The 20,951-nt window shown below is 68.2% G+C and carries 24 protein-coding genes; 11 read left to right on the top strand and 13 right to left on the bottom strand.

Annotated features, from left to right (window positions below; genetic code table 11):
- Positions 1–7 precede the first annotated feature (7 nt).
- Together EV645_RS04325 and EV645_RS04320 are read right to left on the bottom strand one after the other, a co-directional pair.
- The gene (locus EV645_RS04325; protein WP_130439953.1) at positions 8–322 is read right to left on the bottom strand and encodes a hypothetical protein; all 315 of its coding nucleotides are present in this window, start codon (positions 320–322) and stop codon (positions 8–10) included.
- Complete coding sequence (locus EV645_RS04320; RefSeq protein WP_130439951.1) at positions 319–990, bottom strand: hypothetical protein; 672 nt, start codon at positions 988–990, stop codon at positions 319–321. The genes EV645_RS04325 and EV645_RS04320 overlap by 4 nt, the downstream gene beginning before the upstream one ends.
- A gap of 341 nt (positions 991–1,331) precedes the next feature.
- On the opposite strand from EV645_RS04320, the gene EV645_RS04315 reads away from it, so the two are divergent.
- Together EV645_RS04315 and EV645_RS04310 are read left to right on the top strand one after the other, a co-directional pair.
- Positions 1,332–1,856 (top strand): RNA polymerase sigma factor, encoded by a 525-nt coding sequence (locus EV645_RS04315; RefSeq protein ID WP_130439949.1) that lies wholly within the window; start codon positions 1,332–1,334, stop codon positions 1,854–1,856.
- Positions 1,853–2,887: a hypothetical protein gene (locus EV645_RS04310; RefSeq protein ID WP_130439947.1), complete on the top strand. Its 1,035-nt coding sequence runs from the start codon at positions 1,853–1,855 to the stop codon at positions 2,885–2,887. Before EV645_RS04315 ends, EV645_RS04310 begins: the two co-directional genes overlap by 4 nt.
- Here the strand turns inward: EV645_RS04310 and EV645_RS04305 are convergent.
- On the bottom strand, positions 2,884–3,717 hold the full coding sequence (locus EV645_RS04305; RefSeq protein ID WP_242000203.1) for an alpha/beta fold hydrolase: 834 nt from the start codon (positions 3,715–3,717) through the stop codon (positions 2,884–2,886). The two genes, EV645_RS04310 and EV645_RS04305, sit on opposite strands and share 4 nt — an antisense overlap.
- A 106-nt stretch (positions 3,718–3,823) precedes the next feature.
- Here EV645_RS04305 and EV645_RS04300 point away from each other — a divergent pair, with 106 nt between their 5' ends.
- Positions 3,824–4,576: a ParA family protein gene (locus EV645_RS04300; protein ID WP_130439943.1), complete on the top strand. Its 753-nt coding sequence runs from the start codon at positions 3,824–3,826 to the stop codon at positions 4,574–4,576.
- Here the strand turns inward: EV645_RS04300 and EV645_RS04295 are convergent.
- Together EV645_RS04295 and EV645_RS04285 are read right to left on the bottom strand one after the other, a co-directional pair.
- Positions 4,570–5,478 (bottom strand): DUF4349 domain-containing protein, encoded by a 909-nt coding sequence (locus tag EV645_RS04295; RefSeq protein ID WP_130439941.1) that lies wholly within the window; start codon positions 5,476–5,478, stop codon positions 4,570–4,572. The two genes, EV645_RS04300 and EV645_RS04295, sit on opposite strands and share 7 nt — an antisense overlap.
- A gap of 86 nt (positions 5,479–5,564) precedes the next feature.
- Positions 5,565–7,478, bottom strand: a complete 1,914-nt coding sequence (locus tag EV645_RS04285; RefSeq protein ID WP_242000202.1) for a DEAD/DEAH box helicase — start codon at positions 7,476–7,478, stop codon at positions 5,565–5,567.
- A gap of 304 nt (positions 7,479–7,782) precedes the next feature.
- On the opposite strand from EV645_RS04285, the gene EV645_RS04280 reads away from it, so the two are divergent.
- Positions 7,783–8,463 carry a ferritin-like fold-containing protein gene (locus EV645_RS04280; RefSeq protein ID WP_130439937.1) on the top strand — a complete coding sequence of 227 codons (681 nt, stop codon included), beginning with the start codon at positions 7,783–7,785 and terminating at the stop codon, positions 8,461–8,463.
- Between the two features lie 326 nt (positions 8,464–8,789).
- Here EV645_RS04280 and EV645_RS04275 read toward each other — a convergent pair whose 3' ends face one another.
- The 5 genes from EV645_RS04275 to ligD all read right to left on the bottom strand — a co-directional run bounded on the left by EV645_RS04275 (position 8,790) and on the right by ligD (position 11,393).
- Positions 8,790–9,065, bottom strand: coding sequence for a GlsB/YeaQ/YmgE family stress response membrane protein (locus EV645_RS04275; protein WP_198681460.1), 276 nt, complete (start codon positions 9,063–9,065; stop codon positions 8,790–8,792).
- 145 nt (positions 9,066–9,210) lie between these two features.
- A complete protein-coding gene (locus tag EV645_RS04270; protein WP_130439935.1) occupies positions 9,211–9,438 on the bottom strand; it encodes a DUF3107 domain-containing protein in 228 nt (75 codons plus the stop codon).
- Positions 9,439–9,561: 123 nt separating this feature from the next.
- Positions 9,562–10,191: a TetR/AcrR family transcriptional regulator gene (locus EV645_RS04265; protein ID WP_130439933.1), complete on the bottom strand. Its 630-nt coding sequence runs from the start codon at positions 10,189–10,191 to the stop codon at positions 9,562–9,564.
- An 82-nt stretch (positions 10,192–10,273) separates the two neighbouring features.
- Complete coding sequence (locus tag EV645_RS04260) at positions 10,274–10,453, bottom strand: hypothetical protein (RefSeq protein WP_130439931.1); 180 nt, start codon at positions 10,451–10,453, stop codon at positions 10,274–10,276.
- Positions 10,454–10,466: 13 nt separating this feature from the next.
- The gene (gene ligD, locus EV645_RS04255; RefSeq protein ID WP_130439929.1) at positions 10,467–11,393 is read right to left on the bottom strand and encodes a non-homologous end-joining DNA ligase; all 927 of its coding nucleotides are present in this window, start codon (positions 11,391–11,393) and stop codon (positions 10,467–10,469) included.
- 42 nt (positions 11,394–11,435) lie between these two features.
- On the opposite strand from ligD, the gene EV645_RS04250 reads away from it, so the two are divergent.
- The 3 genes from EV645_RS04250 to moeZ all read left to right on the top strand — a co-directional run bounded on the left by EV645_RS04250 (position 11,436) and on the right by moeZ (position 16,570).
- Positions 11,436–12,368, top strand: coding sequence for an alpha/beta fold hydrolase (locus EV645_RS04250; protein ID WP_130439927.1), 933 nt, complete (start codon positions 11,436–11,438; stop codon positions 12,366–12,368).
- Between the two features lie 92 nt (positions 12,369–12,460).
- Entirely contained in the window at positions 12,461–15,205 is a 2,745-nt protein-coding gene (locus EV645_RS04245) for a Calx-beta domain-containing protein (protein ID WP_242000201.1), read from the top strand.
- 174 nt (positions 15,206–15,379) lie between these two features.
- The gene (moeZ, locus tag EV645_RS04240; protein ID WP_130439923.1) at positions 15,380–16,570 is read left to right on the top strand and encodes an adenylyltransferase/sulfurtransferase MoeZ; all 1,191 of its coding nucleotides are present in this window, start codon (positions 15,380–15,382) and stop codon (positions 16,568–16,570) included.
- A gap of 4 nt (positions 16,571–16,574) precedes the next feature.
- On the opposite strand, the gene EV645_RS04235 is transcribed toward moeZ, so the two are convergent.
- A complete protein-coding gene (locus EV645_RS04235) occupies positions 16,575–17,369 on the bottom strand; it encodes a maleylpyruvate isomerase family mycothiol-dependent enzyme (RefSeq protein ID WP_157997000.1) in 795 nt (264 codons plus the stop codon).
- Positions 17,359–18,012 (bottom strand): TetR/AcrR family transcriptional regulator, encoded by a 654-nt coding sequence (locus EV645_RS04230; RefSeq protein WP_198681459.1) that lies wholly within the window; start codon positions 18,010–18,012, stop codon positions 17,359–17,361. The genes EV645_RS04235 and EV645_RS04230 overlap by 11 nt, the downstream gene beginning before the upstream one ends.
- A gap of 85 nt (positions 18,013–18,097) precedes the next feature.
- On the opposite strand from EV645_RS04230, the gene EV645_RS04225 reads away from it, so the two are divergent.
- From EV645_RS04225 to EV645_RS04210, 4 genes are read left to right on the top strand one after another with little or no spacing between them, the layout of a single operon-like run.
- Positions 18,098–18,364, top strand: a complete 267-nt coding sequence (locus EV645_RS04225) for a DUF2277 domain-containing protein (RefSeq protein ID WP_130439916.1) — start codon at positions 18,098–18,100, stop codon at positions 18,362–18,364.
- Between the two features lie 9 nt (positions 18,365–18,373).
- The gene (locus tag EV645_RS04220) at positions 18,374–18,730 is read left to right on the top strand and encodes a hypothetical protein (protein WP_130439914.1); all 357 of its coding nucleotides are present in this window, start codon (positions 18,374–18,376) and stop codon (positions 18,728–18,730) included.
- Positions 18,731–18,769: 39 nt separating this feature from the next.
- Complete coding sequence (locus EV645_RS04215) at positions 18,770–19,609, top strand: TIGR03560 family F420-dependent LLM class oxidoreductase (RefSeq protein WP_130439912.1); 840 nt, start codon at positions 18,770–18,772, stop codon at positions 19,607–19,609.
- Between the two features lie 4 nt (positions 19,610–19,613).
- On the top strand, positions 19,614–19,910 hold the full coding sequence (locus tag EV645_RS04210) for an MGMT family protein (RefSeq protein WP_130439910.1): 297 nt from the start codon (positions 19,614–19,616) through the stop codon (positions 19,908–19,910).
- A 3-nt stretch (positions 19,911–19,913) separates the two neighbouring features.
- Here EV645_RS04210 and EV645_RS04205 read toward each other — a convergent pair whose 3' ends face one another.
- Complete coding sequence (locus EV645_RS04205) at positions 19,914–20,825, bottom strand: hypothetical protein (protein ID WP_242000200.1); 912 nt, start codon at positions 20,823–20,825, stop codon at positions 19,914–19,916.
- Positions 20,826–20,951 lie beyond the last annotated feature (126 nt).

Genomic DNA, 20,951 nt, shown 5'->3' with positions numbered 1-20,951 from the left:
CCCGCGACTAGCGGAGGTCGGCCGCCATCGAGGCGAAGACGACCTCGGGATCCATGCCCTGCGGATCTTCACGCCAGCGCTGCACCGCTCCCGGCAGCTCGCCTCCGTCGACTGTCCCCACCCCGGCGCGGATCAGCCGCTTCGCCTCGGCGATCCCGATATCGACGTACCGCAGCTCGTTCAGGAAGTAGTAGTCGTGGCGAGCACCCTCGTTGTAGTGGAACTTGCCGGTGTTCCCGACGTACGTCCACACGTCCTCATCCACCAACGCCGCCACCCACAGCTCCTTCTCCCCGTCCTTGACCAAGAACAACCGCGTCATCGTGAAGTCCCGTTCTGCCGATGCTGAACCTGCTGGTGGGTGTGCTGCTGAGTGGCGCTCGGTCCGCTTCCACGATCCGGAGCCGTGCGTTGCTGACGTTTCTTACCGTAGCTAATGGCTTTCACCTTCACTCCGCCGAGTTCCTGGAGGTCGTCGATGCCGGCAGGCTGCGTCATCTGATCCGACAATGCGATGCACTCGCGCCGCGCAGCGTCGCGTGCCGCCGACCCCTGTTCGCGGTCTCGCTCGATCTCGTACAGCGTCGTCGTACGTCGCTTGACCTCGATCGACTCGGCGGAGTGCACCTGCACCTCGACCTGCTCGCCGAGGCTACGCAGGTGGGTGTGCAGACCCTTGTACCGACTGCCGTCGACGTACGAGTGATGTGCGTTCTCCATCTGCCAGCCCTCGTTCGTGAGGCGATCGATCGTTCTGACAGCGGCTTTCGTGAGCTCGTCCGGGTGCTTCACCGCTGCTGTGTACCGCAGGATGTCGTCCGGGGCCGAGTCGGGACGGCGGTAGTAGCTTTCGAAGCGGACCAGCTTCCGGGCCAGCGACTGCGGCGACTTCAGCCTGTTCTCGAGGTGATAGACCTCGGCCCCGGCTCCGATCGCCGAGATCATCGCGTCGGTGATCTCCGGCTCGACAGCGGCCGCCTTGGACAGCAAATGGATGCTGCGGGCGGTCGGTTCGGCGCCTTACTCCGCGGAGATCTCCGCGCGGGTCGGGATCGGATCGCCCCAGTCGAGTGGATGCCGATCGGACAGCCGGGCGTGGAGGTCCGCCGGCTCCGGCAGGTCGATCCGTCCGGATGGCATCTGGTCCCCCTTGATCTCTTTGTGGGTTTCTTCGACCGTAGGGAAATGGGTGGGGGCTGTGGGGTGGGATTTGGGATTTGTGGATAACTCGGGTGGGTTACGGAAGGGGGGTGGGGGTGACGTTGGGGTGGTGGGGTCGTTGAAATGCGGTAGGGACCCAACCGGGCGGGTGATTCGGGGGTAGAGAAGGTATGCCGACGATGACGGGTGAGCCGGTGGGCGGTGTGACGGCGCCGCCGGGGGACGGGGCTGGGTTCGCTCAGTGGGTGCGGCCGCATCTGGTGGCGATGTCTCGGCTGGCGGCGCGGCTGGCGGTCGGGGCGGATCGGGACGACATCGTGCAGGAGGCGCTCGCGCGGGCGTGGTCCAAGCGCTCGCAGTACGACGCGAGCCGCGGCACGCCGTCGGCCTGGCTGCTTGCGATCACCGCCGACCAAGCCCGCAAAGCGGTACGCCGGACACGTCCGAACCTGTCGCTGATCGAAGCGCCCGACGCCGCACCGGTGTCCCGTCCGGATCTCGACGCGCGGATGGATGTCGACCACGCGATCATGTCGCTGTCCGACCGGCAGCGGCTCGCGGTCGACTGTTACTACTTCGCCGACCTGTCGATCGCCGACACGGCAGCAGTCATGGGCTGCTCCGAAGGCACCGTCAAGTCGACCCTCTCGGACGCCCGCTCCCGGCTCCGCACCTTGCTGGAGGTCACAGAATGAAGCCGACCGACGAGATCGACGACCTGCTGACGCGGGCGGGCGCTCGGTGGCGGGCCGATCAGGACGCACCGCCCGAGCCCGATCTCGAGTACATGCTGGGCGGCGGCCGCAAACCCCGCCGCTGGGTGCCGGCGCTCGCTGCCGCGAGTGTGGCAGTCGTTGCCGCGGGCATCATCGCCGTACTCCCGAACCATCAGGGCCAGCCGCAGAGCCCGCCGCAGTCCTTTGCCCAAGGCAACCACGAGCCGAACGACGAGCTGCTGGTCAAGCCCGGCGACAAGGTCCAGGTGAGTGGCAGGATCATCGCGGTCCCGGGCAAGACCCCGGTCTTCTGCGCGCCGCTCGCGTCCACGGCCATCGGCTACCCGCCTGGCAAGGAGCCGGCGCCGAGCTGCCCCGACGAGTTCGCGGTCAAGCTCAACGGCCTTGACCTCGACCAGATCAGCGGCATGACGACGATCAAGGGCGTCCGCACCGGCAGCGCGACGGTGACCGGCCTGTGGCGCGACGGCGCGATCGACGTACAGCAGCAGTCGGCTCCGGTCACGCCTGTGCCGACCCCGCTTCCGAAGCTTCCGTGCGCGGCGCCGGCCGGTGGCTGGCTGTCGAAGCCGAGCAACATCTACTCCGCCGCGGTGCAGTCGTTCCTCGCCGCGAACGCCGGCCAGGTGTACGGCCCGACCACCTACTATCCGAACGGCACCTCCCGCAACGCCCCGGTAGTGATGGTGCTCGGCGTGGCGCACGGCGATCCAGCGGCGCTCCGCGAGGCGTTCGAGAAGGTTTACAGCGGCAACCTCTGCGTGGTCCCCGTCCTGATGAGCGAGGCCGACAGCGACCGTGTCCGGACCGAGCTGGACAAGATCCTCCCCAAGCGGGACCTCGGTGCGTACCAGTACGGCGGCGCCGGTCCAGCCGGCGGCCGCGCACCGATCTCGCTACTCGTCTACACCGAGCAGGTGAAGGCCGCTCTCGCTCCGGTCGGCCTGGACCTGCTGGACGTTCACCCCGACGTCCGACCGGTGAGCTAGACCTGGGTGGTCAGGCTCGGGTAGTCGTGGAAGAAGTCGACCAGCAGGCGGGCGGTCGCGGCCGGTTGGTCGATGGCCGGTGAGTGACCGGCGTCGGGGACGACCTCCGCCTTGACACCGAGCTCCGCGGCCATCGCCTCCTGCACCGGAATCGGCCAGCCGTCGTCCGTCTCGCCGTGCAGGACCTGTGTGCGTACGCCGGATTTGGCGAGCTGATCCGTCTTCACCTCGGCATCCGTCAACCGGCGGGTGATCTCGGCGAGGCTGATCGGCACGTTGCTGGTGAAGCGCGTCCGCAGGAAGGCGGCGATGTCTTCCGGCGGAGCGACGTACCCCGGGTTCTGGCGGTCGTGTCCGAGCTTCAGGTCGTACACCTGCTCGATCGGCAGGTTCTCCAGCCCGAACGCGAGCATCTGCAGGCTCTGCAGCGTCTGCTGGTCCGTGAACGCGCCAGGCCCCGAGCACATCAGTGTGATCGTGGAGAAGACTGACGGGTCCGTCAGCACGGCCTCACGCGCAACCAGTCCGCCGAACGAGTGCCCGACCAGCTGGCTGAACCCGCCGAGAGCCTTGCTCATCGCCACCACGTCCGCGCCGAGCTCAGCCAGCGAGTACGCCGACTTGTCGGCCGGGCCGGCCGTTTCGTACTGTCCGCGCTGGTCGACCGCCACAGTCCGCCACCCGTACCGGCAGAGGTGGTCGACCAGCGGAGTGAAGTCCTCTTTGCTCCCGGTCCACCCCGGCACGAGCAGGACAGTGCCCAGCGGCGTACCGATCTCAGGCACCGCAGTCAGCGTGGCGAACGAGCCACGGTCGGTCTCGAGGGTCACGGGACGCACCCCGTGCGGGAGCGTTAGCGTACGCGGCGTACTCACAAGTAAAGAGGGTAACCGCTCCCCGGTATCAGGCCGTTCCGCGGTGCGGCACAATGGCCGGGTGCCTCGCACTCTCGCGGTTGCCAATCAGAAGGGCGGCGTGGCCAAGACGACCACCGTCGCCACCCTCGGCGCAGCCCTGGGCGAGCTCGGCCAACGGGTGCTGCTCGTCGACCTGGACCCGCAGGCGTGCCTGACGTTCTCGGTCGGCATCGACCCCGAGGACCTGGACAAGTCGATCCACCACGTGCTGCTCGGCGGCGTGAAGGCGCGTGACGTGCTGGTCGAGTTCGACGATGCGCCGGACCTGGTGCCGGCCACGATCGAGCTGGCCAACGCCGAGGTGCAACTGGCCCGCGAGAGCAGTCCCGAGCAGGCACTGCGGACAGCTCTGCGGCCGCTGCGTTCGTCGTACGACTGGATCATCGTGGACTGCCCGCCGACGCTCGGTCTGCTCACCGTGAACGGGCTGTCGGCGGCGTCCGACGTACTGATTCCCTTGCAGTGCGAGACGTTGGCACATCGTGGCGTAGGGCAACTACTTGACACCGTGCACGACGTACAACAGCTGACCAACCCGAGCCTGCGGGTGCTCGGCGTACTCCCGACGCTGTACGACGGACGCACGACACACGCCCGCGCCGTACTGGAGACGATCGCGGACACGTACTCGCTCGACGTGCTGCAGCCGGCGATCCCGAAGTCGATCCGGTTCGCGGAGGCGCCGGCGATCGGCGAGACCGTGCTCAGTACGGCGCCGGCCTCGCCCGGCGCGAAGGCCTACCGGGCGTTGGCCGGCGCACTGCTTCACTGACCCGCTGTCGGCTGCTTGCGCAGTCGGTGCCGGAAGCGCCACAGCGGTACGGCGATGATCGCGAGCAGCACGAGGAACGGCAGCATCGCACCGACCGCGGTCGCGAGTGCGGAGAACACCGCGGTGAACGCGTTCCAGCCGCCCTTGAGACCGGCCAGGAAACCCTTGTCCTGCGTAGGCTCCGTCTCCACCGGCGGCTTGCCCTTCTCGGTCAGCGTCAGCGTGAGCGTCGCGAGATCGGTCTGCAGAGAGAGGTTCTTCTGCTTGGCCAGGAGCGCTTCCAGGTCGGACTCGCGGCGGGTGAGTTCACTCTCGACCGAGACGATCTCGGCGATCGTGTTCGCCTTGGTCATCAGCGCGCGCATCCGCTCGAGGCTGGCACGCTGGGACTCGATCCGGCTGGCGACATCGACGACCTGCTCGGTGACGTCGGTGGACTCCTGGTGGATCTGCAGGCGTTTGCCCAGATCGGACAGCCGCTGGATCGCGGTCTCGAACGACTTGGTCGGGACCTTGAGGACGAGGTTCGCCCGGGTGACCTTGCCGTCTGGGTCGCTGCCGGTGTCCTCGGACGAGACCTGACCGTCCAGGCCGGCGATCGCCAGGACCGCCTTCTGGCGCATGTCCGAGACGTCGTCACCCTCGACGGTCAGCGAACCGGTCTTGATGATCGCCCGCGTGATCGTCGGGTCGTCGGTGCCACTCGCCTGGGACTTCCCGGCCTGTGGCTGCGCGGGGGGCTTCGCATTGCTCGCGTTGCCGTCGCTTGCCTCGCCCTGCTTCTGCACGGGCGCGGCTTCGCTCGTCCCGCTGCTGTCGCTGTTGCCGCCGGCTCCACAGCCGGACAGCAGCACGATCCCCGCTGTGGCCAGCACGGCTGTTACCGCTCTGATCCGCCCCATCACCCAGCCCCTCTCTCGTGGTTACCGCCCTAGGACGGCCCATGCGGGGCTGGGTGTTGCAGGCTCAGATCACCGTTCGGAAACAGTCACTCCGGCGCACTGAAGATCGGCGTCGTAGCCGGCGCAGCAGCCTTCTTCGCAGCCGCCTTCCGAACCCGCTTGACCGGCTTCTCCTCCACCGGCCCATCGGCGCTCGCCTCAGCAGCCGGCTTCGCCGCGGCGGTCTTCCGGGTCCGCGTCCGCTTGACCGGCTTCTCGTCGGCGTCCACGGCCGGCTCCGCTACATACGCTTCAGCAGCCGGCGCTGCCGCCTTCGCCGCGGCAGCCTTCCGGGTCCGCGTCCGCTTCACCGGCTTCTCGCCCGCCTCACCGGCATTCACGTCGGCGGTCGGTTCGGCTGCTTCGACCTCGGCTGCCGGCTTCGCCTCGGCGGTCTTCCGGGTGCGGGTCCGCTTGGCCGGCTTCTTCTCTGCCGGCGCCTCGGTCACGTCCTCGGCCACAACCTCCGATGCCCCGGCCACGGCTGCCTGCGGCTCCGCCGTCTGTGTCTCGGTCGCCGATGCGTCAGCGGGCTTGCGGCTGCGGGTGCGCTTGCGGGGCTTGCGCTCCTCGTCCTGTACCGCCACCGCCTCGGAGGCCGGCGGGACCTCGGTCTTGGTGGTGACGTCGGCGAACTCCTCGACCGGCTGGCCGGCCCGGGTGCGCTTGCGCGTCCGGTTCCGCTTCCGCCCCGACCGCGGCGCCCCATCGCCCTCGGACCGGTTCTCCGACCTGCTCTCGGACCTCTTCTCGGAACGGCCCTCGGACCGTTCCGCCGTACCGCCGCGACGGTTCCGCGGCGCGTCCTCGCGCGGCTCCCGCGCTTCGCGAGCCTGCGGTGCGCGGATCCGGCCCTTGGCATCGGTCGGGATGCCGAGGTCGTGGTACAGCTCCGGCGAGGTGGAGTAGATCTCCTGCGGGTCTTCGTACGGCAGGTCGAGCGCCTTGTTGATCACCTTCCACCGGGTCAGGTCCGGCCAGTCGACGAAGGTGACGGCGATGCCGCTCGCCCCCGCGCGCCCGGTCCGACCGATCCGGTGGATGTAGGCCTTCTCGTCCTCGGGGCAGGTGTTGTTGATGACGTGCGTGACGCCCTCGACGTCGATCCCGCGGGCCGCGACATCGGTGCAGATCAGTACGTCGATCTTGTCGCCGCGGAACCGGGTCAGCGCCCGCTCACGCGCCTGCTGGTTGAGGTCACCGTGGATCGCGGCCGCCTTGAACCCGCGGTCCTGCAGGTCGTCGGTGAGGCGGGAGGCCTCGCGCTTGGTCCGGCAGAAGATCATCACCCGGCCGCGGTCCTCGGCCTGCAGGATCCGCGCCACTACCTCGGGCTTGTCCAGATCGTGCGCCCGGTAGACGAACTGTGCCGTGGTCGGCACCATCTGGGTGTCCTCGTGCGACTCGGCCCGGATGTTCAGCGGGTGCCGCATGTGGGTGCGCGCCAGGCCGATGACGGCCGACGGCATCGTTGCCGAGAACAACATTGTCTGCCGCAGCTCGGGAGTCTTGCGCAGAATGCGTTCGACGTCGGGCAGGAAGCCCAGGTCGAGCATCTCGTCGGCCTCGTCGAGGACGAGCACCTTGATGTGGCCGAGGTCGAGAACGCCGCGGTTCGCCAGGTCGAGCAGGCGTCCCGGCGTACCGACGACGACGTCGACGCCGTTCTTCAGCGCGTCCAGCTGCGGCTCGTACGCGACGCCGCCGTAGATGGTCAGCACGCGCACCGTACGCACGGTGGACGCGGTGGTGAGGTCCTTGGCGACCTGGATGGTCAGCTCGCGGGTCGGGGTGACGACCAGCGCCTGCGGCTTGCCGGGAGCGGCGAGCTCCTCGTAGTCGGCCTCACCGGGGGAAATGGTGCGCTGCAGCAACGGAATCCCGAAGCCGAGCGTCTTGCCGGTCCCGGTCCGGGCCTGGCCGATCAGGTCGGTGCCCATCAGGGCGACAGGGAGTGTCATTTCCTGGATCGGAAACGGCTCCACGATGTTGACGCGGTCGAGCGCGTCGCAGATCTCGGGCAGCACGCCGAGCTCTCGGAAGGTGGTCAGGCTGATCGCCTCTCACATGCTTGTGCGGACAGATTGCTCAGGGGCCGGGCGCCTTGTTACGTGAGGCGCGGGGACACTGTGCAAGCACCTCGCACCAGCTTGCCCATCTGGGCGCGTCACCGGCGAATCGCTCACCAGTGTAACCGCTCAACCTGTCAACGCCGCTTCGTGTGGTTTGCGCCACTCGCAGGCCTGGCCCGATAGGGTGCCGGGCATGGAGCAGACGGCCTTTGATGATCCCGCCTACCGGGCCGCGGCGGTGGATCTGCTGGGAGTGCTCGCGTACGGCGAGCTGACCGCGTTCGAACGGATGGCGGAGGACGCCAAGCTGGCGCCGACGCTGAACGACAAGGCGGAGCTGGCGGCGCTGGCGACCACCGAGTTCGGCCATTTCCAGCGACTCCGGGACCGGCTGGTGGAGCTCGGCGTGGACCCGATGGACGCGATGCGGCCGTTCGTCACGCCGCTGGACGCGTTCCACGACCACACCGCGCCGTCGGACTGGCTCGAGGGCCTGGTCAAGGCGTACGTCGGGGACGGCCTGGCGAACGACTTCTACCGCGAGATCGCCTCGTTCGTCGACGCGGAGACCCGGGCCTTGGTGCTGGATGTCTTCGGCGACTCCGGCCAGGCCGAGTTCGTCGTCGACCGCGTCCGCGCCGCGATCGAGGAGGACCCGAAGCTGGGCGGCCGTCTCGCGCTCTGGGGCCGCCGGCTGGTCGGTGAAGCTCTCAGCCAGGCGCAGCGCATCGCCGCCGACCGCGACTCCCTGACCGCGCTGCTCGCCGGCAGCGTCGACCGCCCCGGCCTCGACCTGGCCGCCATCGGCCGGATGTTCACCCGCCTGACCGAGGCCCACACGGCCCGCATGACCGCCCTCGGCCTCCAGGCCTGACCCCCGCATGACCGCGCTCGGCCTCCAGGCCTGACCCCCGCATGACTGCGCCCGGCCTCCGGGCCTGACCCCGGCATGACTGCGCCCGGCCTCCGGGCCTGACCCCCGGCAATTCGAGGGGATAACCCCTCGAATTGCCGGTTCTCCGTCCCTGTGAAAGGGGGAGAACCGGCAACACCGGGGGTTATCCGTCCCTCTGATTCGGGCGCGCCGGCAGAGGGAGTGCTGGGGGAGTGCTGGGGACTGGTGGGGATGCTGGGGACTGCTGGGGGATGGCAACGGCCGCCTGCCCCGGGTGGGGCGGCGGCCGTTTGGTGGTGCCGGGGCTAGGCGGTTTTGGCTTTGCTGTTGCGCGACGAGATGATGGCGACGACGATCGCGGCGCAGATGATCTGGATCAGGTACTGGATCCAGTCCGGGCCCGATGTGTCCTTGACGCCGAGGAGTTTGGCGATCAGACCACCGATGAAGGCGCCGATGCCGCCGCCGAGGATGGTCCAGCCGAGGCTGATGTTCTGCTTGCCGGGGAGCACCAGCCGGGCCAGCGGCCCGAAGATGATGCCCGCGATGAGACTGACGATGATCATCCAGACCCAGTACACGGTTCCTCCTTGTGAGGGATGGCGGACCTGCGCGCACCTGGTGCCCCGTGACAACCAGACCAATCACGCGGCAGGTCTTACCGCCATCGTGCCCTCTCGACCGCGCTCCGCAACCCGGACACGCTCTAACGTGTCCGGACCGGGATCAGATCGCGCCGAACCCGACCTTGCGGGTCGATACCTCGCCGATCTCGACGTACGCCAGCCGGTCGGCCGGGATCAGCACCCGGCGGCCCTTCTCGTCGGTCAGCTGCAGCAGACCGGTCTTGCCGGCGAGGGCCTCAGCCACCAGTTCCTGGACCTCTTCCGGGCTCTGCTCGCTCTCCAGCACCAACTCGCGATTGGCGTGCTGGACGCCGATCTTGACCTCCACGAAACCCTCCGGGCACGTTCCGACCGGCGGCTCTCGCCGGTAACGCTTTCGAGCCTATCCGCTGCCGCAGCCGAGCTCTCACCCGTCCGCCCAGAGCAGAACCTCGAACGTCGGTACAGAACCTCAGCTGTCGCTCCGGGGGAAGCCGCGGATGCCGCGCCAGGCCAGCGAAGCGACCAGGTCGGCGGCGTGCTCCTGCGGGATCGACGGGTTGCCCTCACCCAGCCAGTACCGTGCGCTGACCTGCGCCATGCCGACCAGGCTGACCGCCAGCACCATCGACTGCTCACGGCTCAGGCCGGCGTCCGCACTGATCACCTCGGACACGGCCTCGGCGCAGGCCTGCGTGACCCGGTCGACCCGCTCGCGCACGGCCGGCTCGTTGGTCAGGTCGGACTCGAACACCAGCCGGAAGGCGCCCTGCGCGTTCGCGACGTAGTCGTAGAACGCGTGCATCGTCGCCGCGACCCGGAGCTTGTTGTCCTCGGTCGACTTCAGCGCGTCCTGCACCGAGGCGACGATCGCGTCGCAGGAGGTGTCCAGGAGCGCCAGGTAGAGCTCGAGCTTGCCGGGGAAGTGCTGGTACAGGACCGGCTTGGAGACGCCGGCCCGGTCGGCGATGTCGTCCATCGCGGCGGCGTGGTAGCCGTTCGCGACGAACACCTCCTGGGCCGCCTCGAGCAGTTGCGCGCGCCGAGCCAGCCGGGGCAGGCGGCTCCCACGCTTGGGTGCTGTCTCCGGAGTGGTCGACACGGTGGCGCTCCTTCGGGTGGTGTTCACCGAATCCTACCCAGCAGTCCTCCTCACCAGTAGCTTCCCCGCCGAACCGGGACGGTCAGCGGTAATCGTCTTCCTCGTCGTCGCCCACCTCACGGCGCTGTTCCTCCACGTCCGCGGGGTTGGCGTCGGCAGGCACGTCCTCCTCGGTGACCTCCTCGAGAGGGTCCCGCTCGGTGTCGTACTCCGTGTCGAAGGCCGGGTCGTAGTCCGGGCCTTCGAAGTCGGTGTCTGACATGTCGCCTCCTGGCTCAGGTCGGTAGCGGCTGCGGATCGTCGTACAGGCCCTCGAGCACGTCGCCGTACTCCTCGATCCGGGCCAGTACGTCGTGCGGGAGGAACCGGAGATCCTCCGGTGACGTGGCCGACGCCACCTCGTCCCAGTCGATCGGTGTGGAGACCCGTGGCTCGTCGGAGCCGCGGAGCGAGTACGGCGCCAGCGTCGTCTTCGCGCTGGCGTTCTGACTCCAGTCGATGAACACCTTGTTCGGCCGGAGCGCCTTGGTCATGTTGGCGGTCACGTTCTCGGGCAGGGCCTCCGCCAGCTGCTCAGCGAGCTGTTTGGCGAACGCACTGGTCTGCCGGGACGACGCTGGCTCGATCGGCACGTACAGGTGCATGCCCTTGTTCCCGGACGTCTTCGGCCAGCCCTCCAGCCCGAAGTGATTCAGGAGCTCACGGAGGGCCAGTGCCACATCGCAGCACTCGACAATCGTCGCCCCGGGCCCCGGGTCCAGGTCGAACACGATCAGGTCCGCCTGCGGGTCCCTGCCCTTGTCGGACAACCCGATCCGCCACTGCGGTACGTGCAGCTCGAGCGCGGCCAGGTTGGCCAGCCACACCACGGTCTGTACGTCGTCGCACACCACGAAACTCATCTCGTCGCGTCCGGTCGAGCTACCAGGGGTCGGCAGCGTCTCCGTGCGCACCCAAGCCGGCGTACCGCGGGGAGCGTTCTTCTCGAAGAAGTACGCCGCTTCGGTGCCGTCGGGCCACCGCTTGCGGGTCAGTGGCCGATCGCTCAGGTGGGGGAGCAGCAGCTCGGCCACCTGGTGGTAGTAGTCGATCACTTCGGCCTTGGTGAACCCGGTCTGTGGGTACAGCACCTTGCCGAGGTTGGTGAGCTTCATGGTCTGCCCGTCCACCTCGGTCGTCAGCTGCTGCTGCGCGCCCGCCATGCGTCCCAGTCTCCACCCGGCGACAGTCCTAACATGGGTGTCGTGGATAGTTACGGACCAGTAACCGGGGAGGCCGAACCCCCGGAGCTGAATCAGTGGCCAGAGCGGCGGGTGCCGGTGGCAGGGGTGGATCTGCTGGTCAGAGACCTACCTGGTGCGGCGCCGGACCTCCCGCCCGCGCTGTTCGTGCACGGCCTCGGCGGATCGTCATTGAACTGGACCGCCCTGGGCCTGATGCTCAACGACACGATCCGCGGCATCGCCCCCGACCTCCCCGGATTCGGTCGTACGCCGCTGTCGGGGGCGGCCGGGATCTCGGAGCAGGCCGCAGTACTGGTCGAGCTGCTGGAGCGGGAGTACGACCAGCCGGTGCACGTGTTCGGGAACTCGATGGGCGGGGCGTCCTCGGTCGCGCTGGCTGCGCTGCGTCCTGATCTGGTGGCCTCGCTGACGTTGGTCTCGCCTGCGCTGCCGCATCCGCGGGTATCGGCCAGTGCGCTCTGGTTCACCGCATTGGCTACGCCGCGGCTCGGCCCCGCAGTGCTGGAGAGGTCGGCGCGGCTGCCGTTCGAGCAGCGGTTCCAGGCCTCGCTGGCGATGGTGTTCGGTGATCCGCGATCGCTGGCGCCAGAGGTACGGGCGGCGTACGAGGCGGAGCTGCACCGGCGCGACACGGACCCGTGGGGCCGGCAGGCGACAGTGGACGGCGCTCGGAGCATTCTGCGGTCGTCGCTGGCCAGACCGCGCCGGTCGCTGTGGGCGGACGCTGCCAAGGTGGAGCGCCCGGTGCTGTTGATCTATGGCGGCAGGGACCGGCTGGTCGACGCAAGGATCCGCACCAAGGCCCAGCGCACGTTCCCGAACGCACGGCTGCTCTACCTGCCGCAGTCCGGGCATGTGGCACAGATGGAGCACCCGGCTGAGGTAGCTAGGGCTTTCCGCCAGTTGATCGAGTCGAATCCGACGCCCGACTGAGACACGACTGAGCGACGGATCCGGTCAACTTTCCTCTCGCCTGACAGGTACTACAGATGACTTGTCGAACGAACGAGAGGACCACTGTGCGAGTGATCGGCAGAACCGCCCGAAGTCTGTCGCTGGGGATGGTCGCACTGCTCGGTGTGGGGACACTCACCGCCACCGCCGCTCCGACAACACCACCATCGGTTGCTAAAGGCAACCAATGGGACGTGCGTGCGGTGACCGGCGGCTATCAGCTCACGCTGCACCTGGACACACCTGCGCCGATGCGCGCGTCGCTTCCGCTGCTGGAGGTCGACGGCAAACCGCTGGGCGTCGCGAAACAGTCGCCGGACCGCAAGTCGCTGACACTGGTCAGCTCTGACCCGGCCGTGGTGCGAGCCCGCGACGTACGCCTGGTCTGGTCCGGCGACCTGGGTAAGCAGTCCGGGATGAGCCGTGGCATCACTGCGGCCGGCCCGACCGACGCCGACTGGTTGAAGGCGCGGCGTGGTCCGCTGCTGCCGGCAGACCCTGGTGCGCTGGGCAAGTACAAGGTCGACACCGCGGAGTACAACCTCGGCAACGAGGCCGTCTACCTGCCAGGTCTAGGCCACCGCTCGGAGCTGCTCGGCAAGGTGTACTCGCCGCGTGGAGCGGTGGGTCCGCGGCCGCTGGTTGTCTTCCTGCACGGCCGTCACGAGGTCTGCTACGGCGATCCGACCCACCCGTCAGATGACGACAAGCCGTGGCCGTGCCCGCCTGGTATGAAGGCGATTCCGAGCTACCGCGGGTACGACGGACCGGCGACCGCGCTGGCCAGCAACGGGTACCAGGTCGTGTCGATCAGCGCCAACGCGATCAACGCCTGGGACAGCGAGGCGTACGACGCGGGCGCGCAAGCGCGGGCCGAGCTGATCCTCGACCACCTGGCGTTGTGGCGGAAATGGTCGACGACCGGCGGCGGACCGTTCGGCACCAGGTTCGTCGGCAAGGTCGACCTGCGGAACGTAGGCCTGATGGGCCACTCGCGAGGCGGTGAGGGGGTCGCGCGCGCCGCGGTGCTCAACGCGGACCGCGGCGGTCAGTACGGCATCCGTGCGGTGCTTCCGCTCGCGCCGACCGACTTCGCGCGCGCAACCGTGCCAGGCGTGGCGATGAGCGTCGTACTGCCGTACTGCGACGGTGACGTGTCCGACCTGCAGGGACAGAAGTTCTACGACGACACGAGGTACTCCGTCGACGGCGACAACGCAGCGCGGTCGACCGTGGCCGTCATGGGTGCCAACCACAACTTCTTCAACACCGAGTGGACGCCGGGGCAGTCCGTCGCGCCGTCGAACGACGACTGGTTCGGCGACGAGAAGGCGTCACCCTGCGGTGCGAAGTACCCGGGCCGGCTGACGCCGAAGGAGCAGCAGGCCGTCGGTACGGCGTACGTCGCCGGGTTCTTCCGGTTGCAGCTGGGGCGTGAGAAGCAGTTCCTGCCGCAGTTCGACGGCTCCGACTCGCGGGCGGCGTCTGCGGGCAAGGCCGTCGTACGAGTGGTGTCGCAGGGGCGGGATGTGAACCGTCTCGACAAGGCGCTGCCGGCCGGCGCGGTTACTGGGAAAGTGACTGCGACGGTCTGCGCCGGTGTGACCACGACAGGTCTACGAGCATCGACACCCACCTGTATGGCGACGGACGACTGGTCCAACGCACCGCACTGGGGTGCTGCGTGGTTTGCAGCTAAGACGCCGACCACTGCGGTCACAAAGCTGAACTGGACCGGGACAAACGGGGTCGTGCGAGTCAGCGTGCCGGCAGGGCAGCGCGACGTACGGCGGGTTGCCGCACTGACATTCCGCGCCGCACCGGACCCGGCTGGTGCACCGAGGACCGACCTGAGCGTTCACGTGGTCGACGGGCACGGGCGGGCGGCCGTCGTACCAGTGTCTGCTGTCAGCGACGCGCTGGTGCGCATGCCGGGCAGCAACGACAGTGGTCTGCCGAAGAACCTGCTGCGAACGGTCCGCATCCCGGTGTCGTCGTTGAAGGGCATCGACCTGCGCGATGTACGTGCGGTGGAGTTGCATACGGACAAGGTGGCCAGCGGGTCGGCGTACGTGAGCGATCTGGCCTTCTCGTCCCCCGGGCTGGGCCGGCCGGTGCCTGCGGCGCTGCTGCCGAAGCTGTCCGCGTCGAGCGTCACTGTGAAGGAAGGCGACAAGGGCACGCACGCGGTCGACTTCTGGGTGACCATGTCGCGGCCGAGCATCCGGCCGGTCAGCGTGTACGTCGAGACGAACGGCGAGCTCGGTGAGAGCGTCGGGGACGTCGGACGGCAGCTGATGTTCGAGCCGGGACAGGTGCGGCAGAAGGTGTCTGTGCCGATCACCGGGAACACGCGGGACAGCTACGACCTGCCGTTCAGCCTGGTGCTGTCCGCGCCGCACGACGGGCTGCTGAACGAGTCCTTCGGCCACGGTCTGGTCCTGGACGACGACCCGACGCCGACGCTGACCCTGAGCAACCTGAAGACGGCCGAGAAGACCGGCCTGGTCAACTTCGGGGTCAAACTGTCCGCTCCGAGCGACAAGTTCGTGTCGTTCGGCGGAGTGCTCAAGGACGGTACGGCGGTGATCCGCAAGGACTACACGTCCGCCAACGACGAGGGCACCGGCCCGGTCGACCGCTCCATCGGCGGGTACGTCGAGCCGGGGCAGACCACCGGCGAGCTGTCGGTCAAGATCCTCGACGACAAGCTCAAGGAGCCGGCCGAGACCTTCGCCGCGATCATCCAGCAGGTCGACGGGGCCGACCTGAAGGTGCCGATGACCCTCACGGCGACGATCATCGACAACGACTAGTACTACCGGCGTGCCGGGCTCCCTGGGGGCGCCCGGCACGTCTCGTTTCTGAGACGACAGGCCCGGGATGTGGACTCCGCCGGGGGCCGCTTGGGATGTGCGGGAACATTGGGGGTGGGAGAGATGGTTGAAAACCGGAGATCCCGTCCGACGTCTTCCTGAGGAGCCGACAACGTGTCACTGCCACCGCTGGTCGAACCGGCCGACGAGCTCACGATCGACGAGGTGCGACGGTACTCGCGGCACCTGATCATCCCCGAGGTCGGGATGGCCGGGCAGAAGCGGCTGAAGAACGCCAAGGTGCTGGTCATCGGCGCCGGCGGCCTCGGCAGCCCCGCCCTGCTGTACCTGGCCGCCGCCGGTGTCGGCACGCTCGGCATCGTCGAGTTCGACACCGTCGACGAGTCCAACCTGCAGCGCCAGATCATCCACGGCCAGTCCGACGTGGGCAAGTCCAAGGCCCAGTCGGCCAAGGAGTCCATCCTCGAGGCCAACCCGTACACGAACGTCGTCCTGCACGAGACCCGGCTGGACAACGACAACGTGTTCGAGATCTTCGAGCAGTACGACCTGATCGTGGACGGCACCGACAACTTCGCCACCCGCTACCTGGTCAACGACGCCGCCGTACTGCTGCACAAGCCGTACGTCTGGGGTTCGATCTTCCGCTTCGACGGCCAGGTCAGCGTGTTCTGGGCCGACAACGGTCCGTGCTACCGCTGCCTCTACCCCGAGCCGCCGCCGCCCGGCATGGTCCCGTCGTGCGCCGAGGGCGGCGTGCTGGGTGTGCTCTGCGCGTCCGTCGGCGCGGCCCAGGTGACCGAGGCGATCAAGCTGCTCACCGGTATCGGCGACCCGTCGCTCGGCCGGCTGAACATCTACGAGGCGCTCGACCTCAACTGGCGTTCGCTGAAGGTCCGCAAGGACCCGAACTGCGCGATCTGCGGCGAGAACCCGACCGTCACCGAGCTGATCGACTACGAGAACTTCTGCGGCGCGATCACCGAGGAGGCGGCCGACGCGGCCGTCGGCTCGACGATCTCGGTGAAGCAGCTGAGCGAGTGGATCAAGCTCAAGGACAACGGCGAGAAGGACTTCGTCCTGATCGACGTCCGCGAACCGAACGAGTACGAGATCAACAAGATCCCGGGCTCGGTGCTGATCCCGAAGGCCGACTTCCAGACCGGCGTCGCACTCGAGAAGCTGCCGCAGGACAAGCAGTTGGTCTTCCACTGCAAGTCCGGCGTCCGCTCGGCCGAGGTCCTCGCGATCGCCAAGGGCGCAGGCTTCTCCGACGCCGTCCACGTCGGCGGCGGAGTGGTGGCCTGGGTCGACCAGATCGACCCGAGCCAGCCCTCGTACTGACGAACTAGAACGGCATCCGGCAGGATGCGACCGCCTCAGTGGCGACGGGGTCACCCGTAACCACTGGGGCGTCGTCGCGTCCGGACAACGTCCGCATGTAGGCGACGGCGTCCACCGCGGCGCGACCTACCGGCTCACCCCTCCCGAGTTGATAGGTCCCGCCTCCCGGCCCGGTGAGTTCCACCTCGACCGCCGGCCGCTCGCCCCAGAACGGTCCGTCGATCACGTCGTACATCACCTGCGCGACCAGTTCCTCGGCGTACGGCCCGGCGTCGAAGGGGCGGCCGAGTGCCTGGCTCACGTCGTCGCGGTGCATCCACAGGTCGCGGGCGAGCAGGATGTCGTGGATGTAGCCGAGATTCATCCGGTACCCGTTGAAGGTCATCGACATCCGGCGCATCAGCTCCGGGTTCTTCGAGATCTTCTGCGTCGCCTTCGCCCACGTCCGGTCGAAGCCGGTCCGCAACTCCGCCGGCGGCGTACCCCGGTGCTCGTCGGCCTGGATCATCATGTGCGCGTCGATCCGCGGTACGTCGGGATAGACCCGCTTGGCCTTCCGGTACCGGCGCGGGAACGAGAGCGGCCGGTTGACATCCTCGGCCTGCCCGATCAGGTGGCCCGCGATGTCCGCGACATCCCACTCGTCGCAGACCGTACGGCGCTGCCACTCGTCCCCCTCGATCGACGCGAGCAAGCCGTGCCACGCCTGGAGCTCGGCGTCCCGATGGACCCGGCACCGCGGCCGGTCGGCTCGGCCTATCTGTTCCGCGAGTACTGCACTCATCTCTTCAGCCCCCATCTCTCCTCTTCCCCCTGCTAGGTGCGTAGTGCTGGTTGAACATCTCCAGTACGACGGGGAAGAGCCGCGTGAACCGCCCCGTCTCGAAGGTCGCATCCGGCTCGTTCGCCATCTGTTGCGACAGCACCCCGGCCGTGATCGACGTGAACACTGCGAGACCCTCCTCGCTCGCAGCGTCCGGGTGCAGCCGGCCCGCGTCCACTGCCGCCTGCAGCCCCTCCTTCAGTACGCCGAGCGCTTCCTGGGCCGGCGCGTACGCCTCCGGGCTCGGCTCGAACCCGGGGATCGTCCGCCAGAACATCAGCTGCGAGTAGATCGGGTTCTGCATGCTCCAGCGCGCGTACGCCGTGGTGCCGATCAGGTGCAGCTCCACGACGTCGTCGGTGGTGGCGGCGGCGATCGCCTCCTGTTGCGCGGCCAGGAACAACTCGGCACCCCGCTGGAACAGCGCGTCGTAGATCGCCATCTTCGACGGGAAGTACTGGTACAACGACGGCGGCTGCATCCCCAGCCGGCGCGCGACCGCAGACAGACTCAGCGCCGCCACACCCTCGGCCTCCATCAACTCGACGGCGACATCGAGGATCTCCCCGATCGTCTCCTGACGACGGCGAGTCCGGCGGTCCCGCACGGTAGTGCTCATACCATGAGGAAAACCTAAGACCGTTAGGGAAGTCAATACCTCGTAGGTTCTCCTTCCTGTCCCTCCCGCCACGTACTGTCGACACATGTGCAGAAACATCACCGTGCTCCGGGGACTCGAGCCGTCCGCGACCTCTGAGGAGATCTACGCGGCGGCGCTGCAGTACGTGCGGAAGGTGACCGGCGTCGGCTCGCTGAGTGCGACCACGCGCGGCCCGATCGAGCGCGCGGCCACCGAGGTCGCGCGGATCACCGAACAACTGCTGGAGGAGATGCCGGCCCGCCGGACCCCGCCGCAGACCGTCCCACCGTTGCGGCGCCCGGAAGTTCGCGCGCGCCTCGGTCTCGACTAAGAGCCTCCCGTGGGGGACGAGGCTCGTCCGGCCCGCCGGCACCAGGGGGTGGTGTTCGGCCTGATCGTTGCCGGTGTGTTGGTGTCGCTGACCAGCGCCAACGCGGAGACCGAGTTGTCCCGTCGCCGGCATGCTGCCTGCGACGGCACGCTCCCGCTGCCGATGAGCGCGTTCGTGCTCAGCTTCACCGGTGTCGCCGTGGGGGCAGTTGCGCTGTTCCTGCTGCTGCATTGGTTCGGACGCAGCCGGCAGACCCTCGTGCTGATCCTGTTCTGGACCGCAGTCGCCGCGGTTGTCTCCGAGGTCTTCACCTTGGTGACAGTCCTCCAGCAGAGCCGTCCGATCACGTCTCTGTGCATCGGCTAGTTGGTAGTGTCGCCTTCCGGGACACTAGGGAGGCGCGGGATGCGGTTCGCGATCAAGACCAGGCCGGAACACACCACCTGGCAGCAGATGCGGGACGTGTGGGTCGCGGCGGACCAGTTCGAGATCTTCGAGTCCGCCTGGCACTGGGATCACTTCTACCCGCTCAGCGGTGATATGCAGGGGCCGAACCTGGAGGCCTGGACGACGCTCGCCGCGCTGGCGCAGGCGACGTCGCGGATCCGTCTCGGCTGCCAGGTGACCGGGATGATCTACCGGCATCCCGCCGTCCTCGCGAACATGGCGGCGACCACGGACATCATCAGCAACGGCCGGCTCGAGCTCGGGATCGGCGCCGGCTGGAACGAGATGGAGACCGCGGCGTACGGCATCGACCTGTACCCGTTGAAGGAGCGCTTCGACCGCTTCGACGAGGGCACCGAGGCGATGATCAAGCTCCTCACCGAGAAGGTCGCGAACTTCGACGGCAAGTACATCAAGCTCACCGAGGCGTACTGCAACCCGAAGCCGGTGCAGACCCCGCACCCGCCGATCACCATCGGCGGCAAGGGCCCGAAGCGGACGCTCCGCGCGGTCGCGCGGTGGGCGCAGCAGTGGAACGTGATCGTCCCGAACCCGGAGGAGTGGAAGCCCCTCAAGGACGTGCTGGTCCAGCGCTGCGACGAGGTCGGCCGCGACGTCAACGAGATCACCTGCTCGGTGAACGTCCGCGTCGACCCGGACAGCCCGCTCGACAAGGCGGTCGCCGACGCAGCGGCGTACGGCGAGGCCGGCGTCGACCTGGTCATCATGAACCTGCCGCTGGACGCCGGGCCGTCCGTGCTGGAGCCACTCGCCAGGGCGCTCGCACCGCTCGCTTAGGCCCGTGGACAGGGAGGAGTACGTCGAGGCGGTTCTGCGGGCGGTCGAGTCGATCCCCGAGGGCAGCGTCGCGACGTACGGCGACATCGCCGAGTATGTCGGGCAGGGCGGGCCACGTCAGGTCGGCGCGATCATGCGCGAGTACGGCGGGGGCGTGCCGTGGTGGCGGGTGATCCGCGCGTCCGGCGTACCGGCTGACGAGGTCGGCGACGAGCAGCTTCACCGGCTGCGTTCGGACGGGGTGCGGATCACCAACGGGCGCGTGAACCTCCGCGACGCCCGTTGGGATCCACAGGACTGACCCTTACTCGCCGTTGAGCGGCGTGCCTGCCTGCGAGGTGCGCAGGAAGTAGACCGGGTCGTTGAACGTGCCCGGGACCTTGCCCAGGCTCTGGATGACGGTGGCCGTACCGTTGGCGTGACCAATGGCGTACAGGTACGCCGATCCGGTGTCGGTGTCGATCGCGGCGAGCAGCGTGGACTGTGTGCCGCACTTCTCGGCCACGATCGCCTCGAAGCCCTGCCAGGTCGACGACCGGACGACCTTCACGACCGGCGTCAGCGGCGATGTGGTCGGGATGTGAATCGTGTACAGCGCTCCGGCCTTGGTGGTGGCCAGGAAGGTGTCGTACGTCGACGTCGTGCTGATCAGCGTCATCGTCTTCACGGCCGAGAAGCCGGCGTACGTCCCGAGCGGGTGGAACCCTTCGGCGTCACGCTTCCAGCGCACCAGCGAGCCGTCGTTGCGCAGCGCGTAGAAGTACTGCCGCGTCGGCGAGGCGCCCTTCGGGTACGCCGCCCGTGCGATTGAGGTGTACGCGCTCATATCGTCCATCGCCAGCCCGCGACCCCACCACGGTCCGTCCGGCACGTTGTTGATGACCGTGCTGTAGAGCGTGTCGCCGTACAGCGCGTAGCCGCTGTCGGAGCTGCCGCCCTCGGGCTCGGGCTTGAACTCCCAGGTCGCGCTCGCCCGCGTCTCGCCCGGCTGGGCGACCTGCGGACCGACCCGGCGTTCGCTCGCAACTGGCGGGCTGGCGGCGGACACCACCTGGTCGACATAGTTGCCGTTCGCGGTGATCGAGCCGAGGTCCAGCGAGCAGATCGACTGGATCTTCGGATTCGATGTCTTCGCCGCGGAGGCAGTGGCGGTCCCCAGACCTGCCAGCAGAACAGCCGCCCCCAGGAGGGCGGCAGTGCGTCGCATCGTCCTCATTCGGTGCTCCTCATAATTGGTGTTGCTTCCGAGGTACTCGATGCGCCGCGGGTGCGGAAAGTTATCGCCTGGCTACGGTGGTGTTGTCCGGTTTCCGGCTATCGGGCCGTGGCTCGGGGTGGCTCG

This window comes from Kribbella rubisoli (assembly GCF_004217145.1).
GTDB classification, from domain to species: domain Bacteria; phylum Actinomycetota; class Actinomycetes; order Propionibacteriales; family Kribbellaceae; genus Kribbella; species Kribbella rubisoli.
This window is presented reverse-complemented; position numbering and strand designations above follow the sequence as displayed.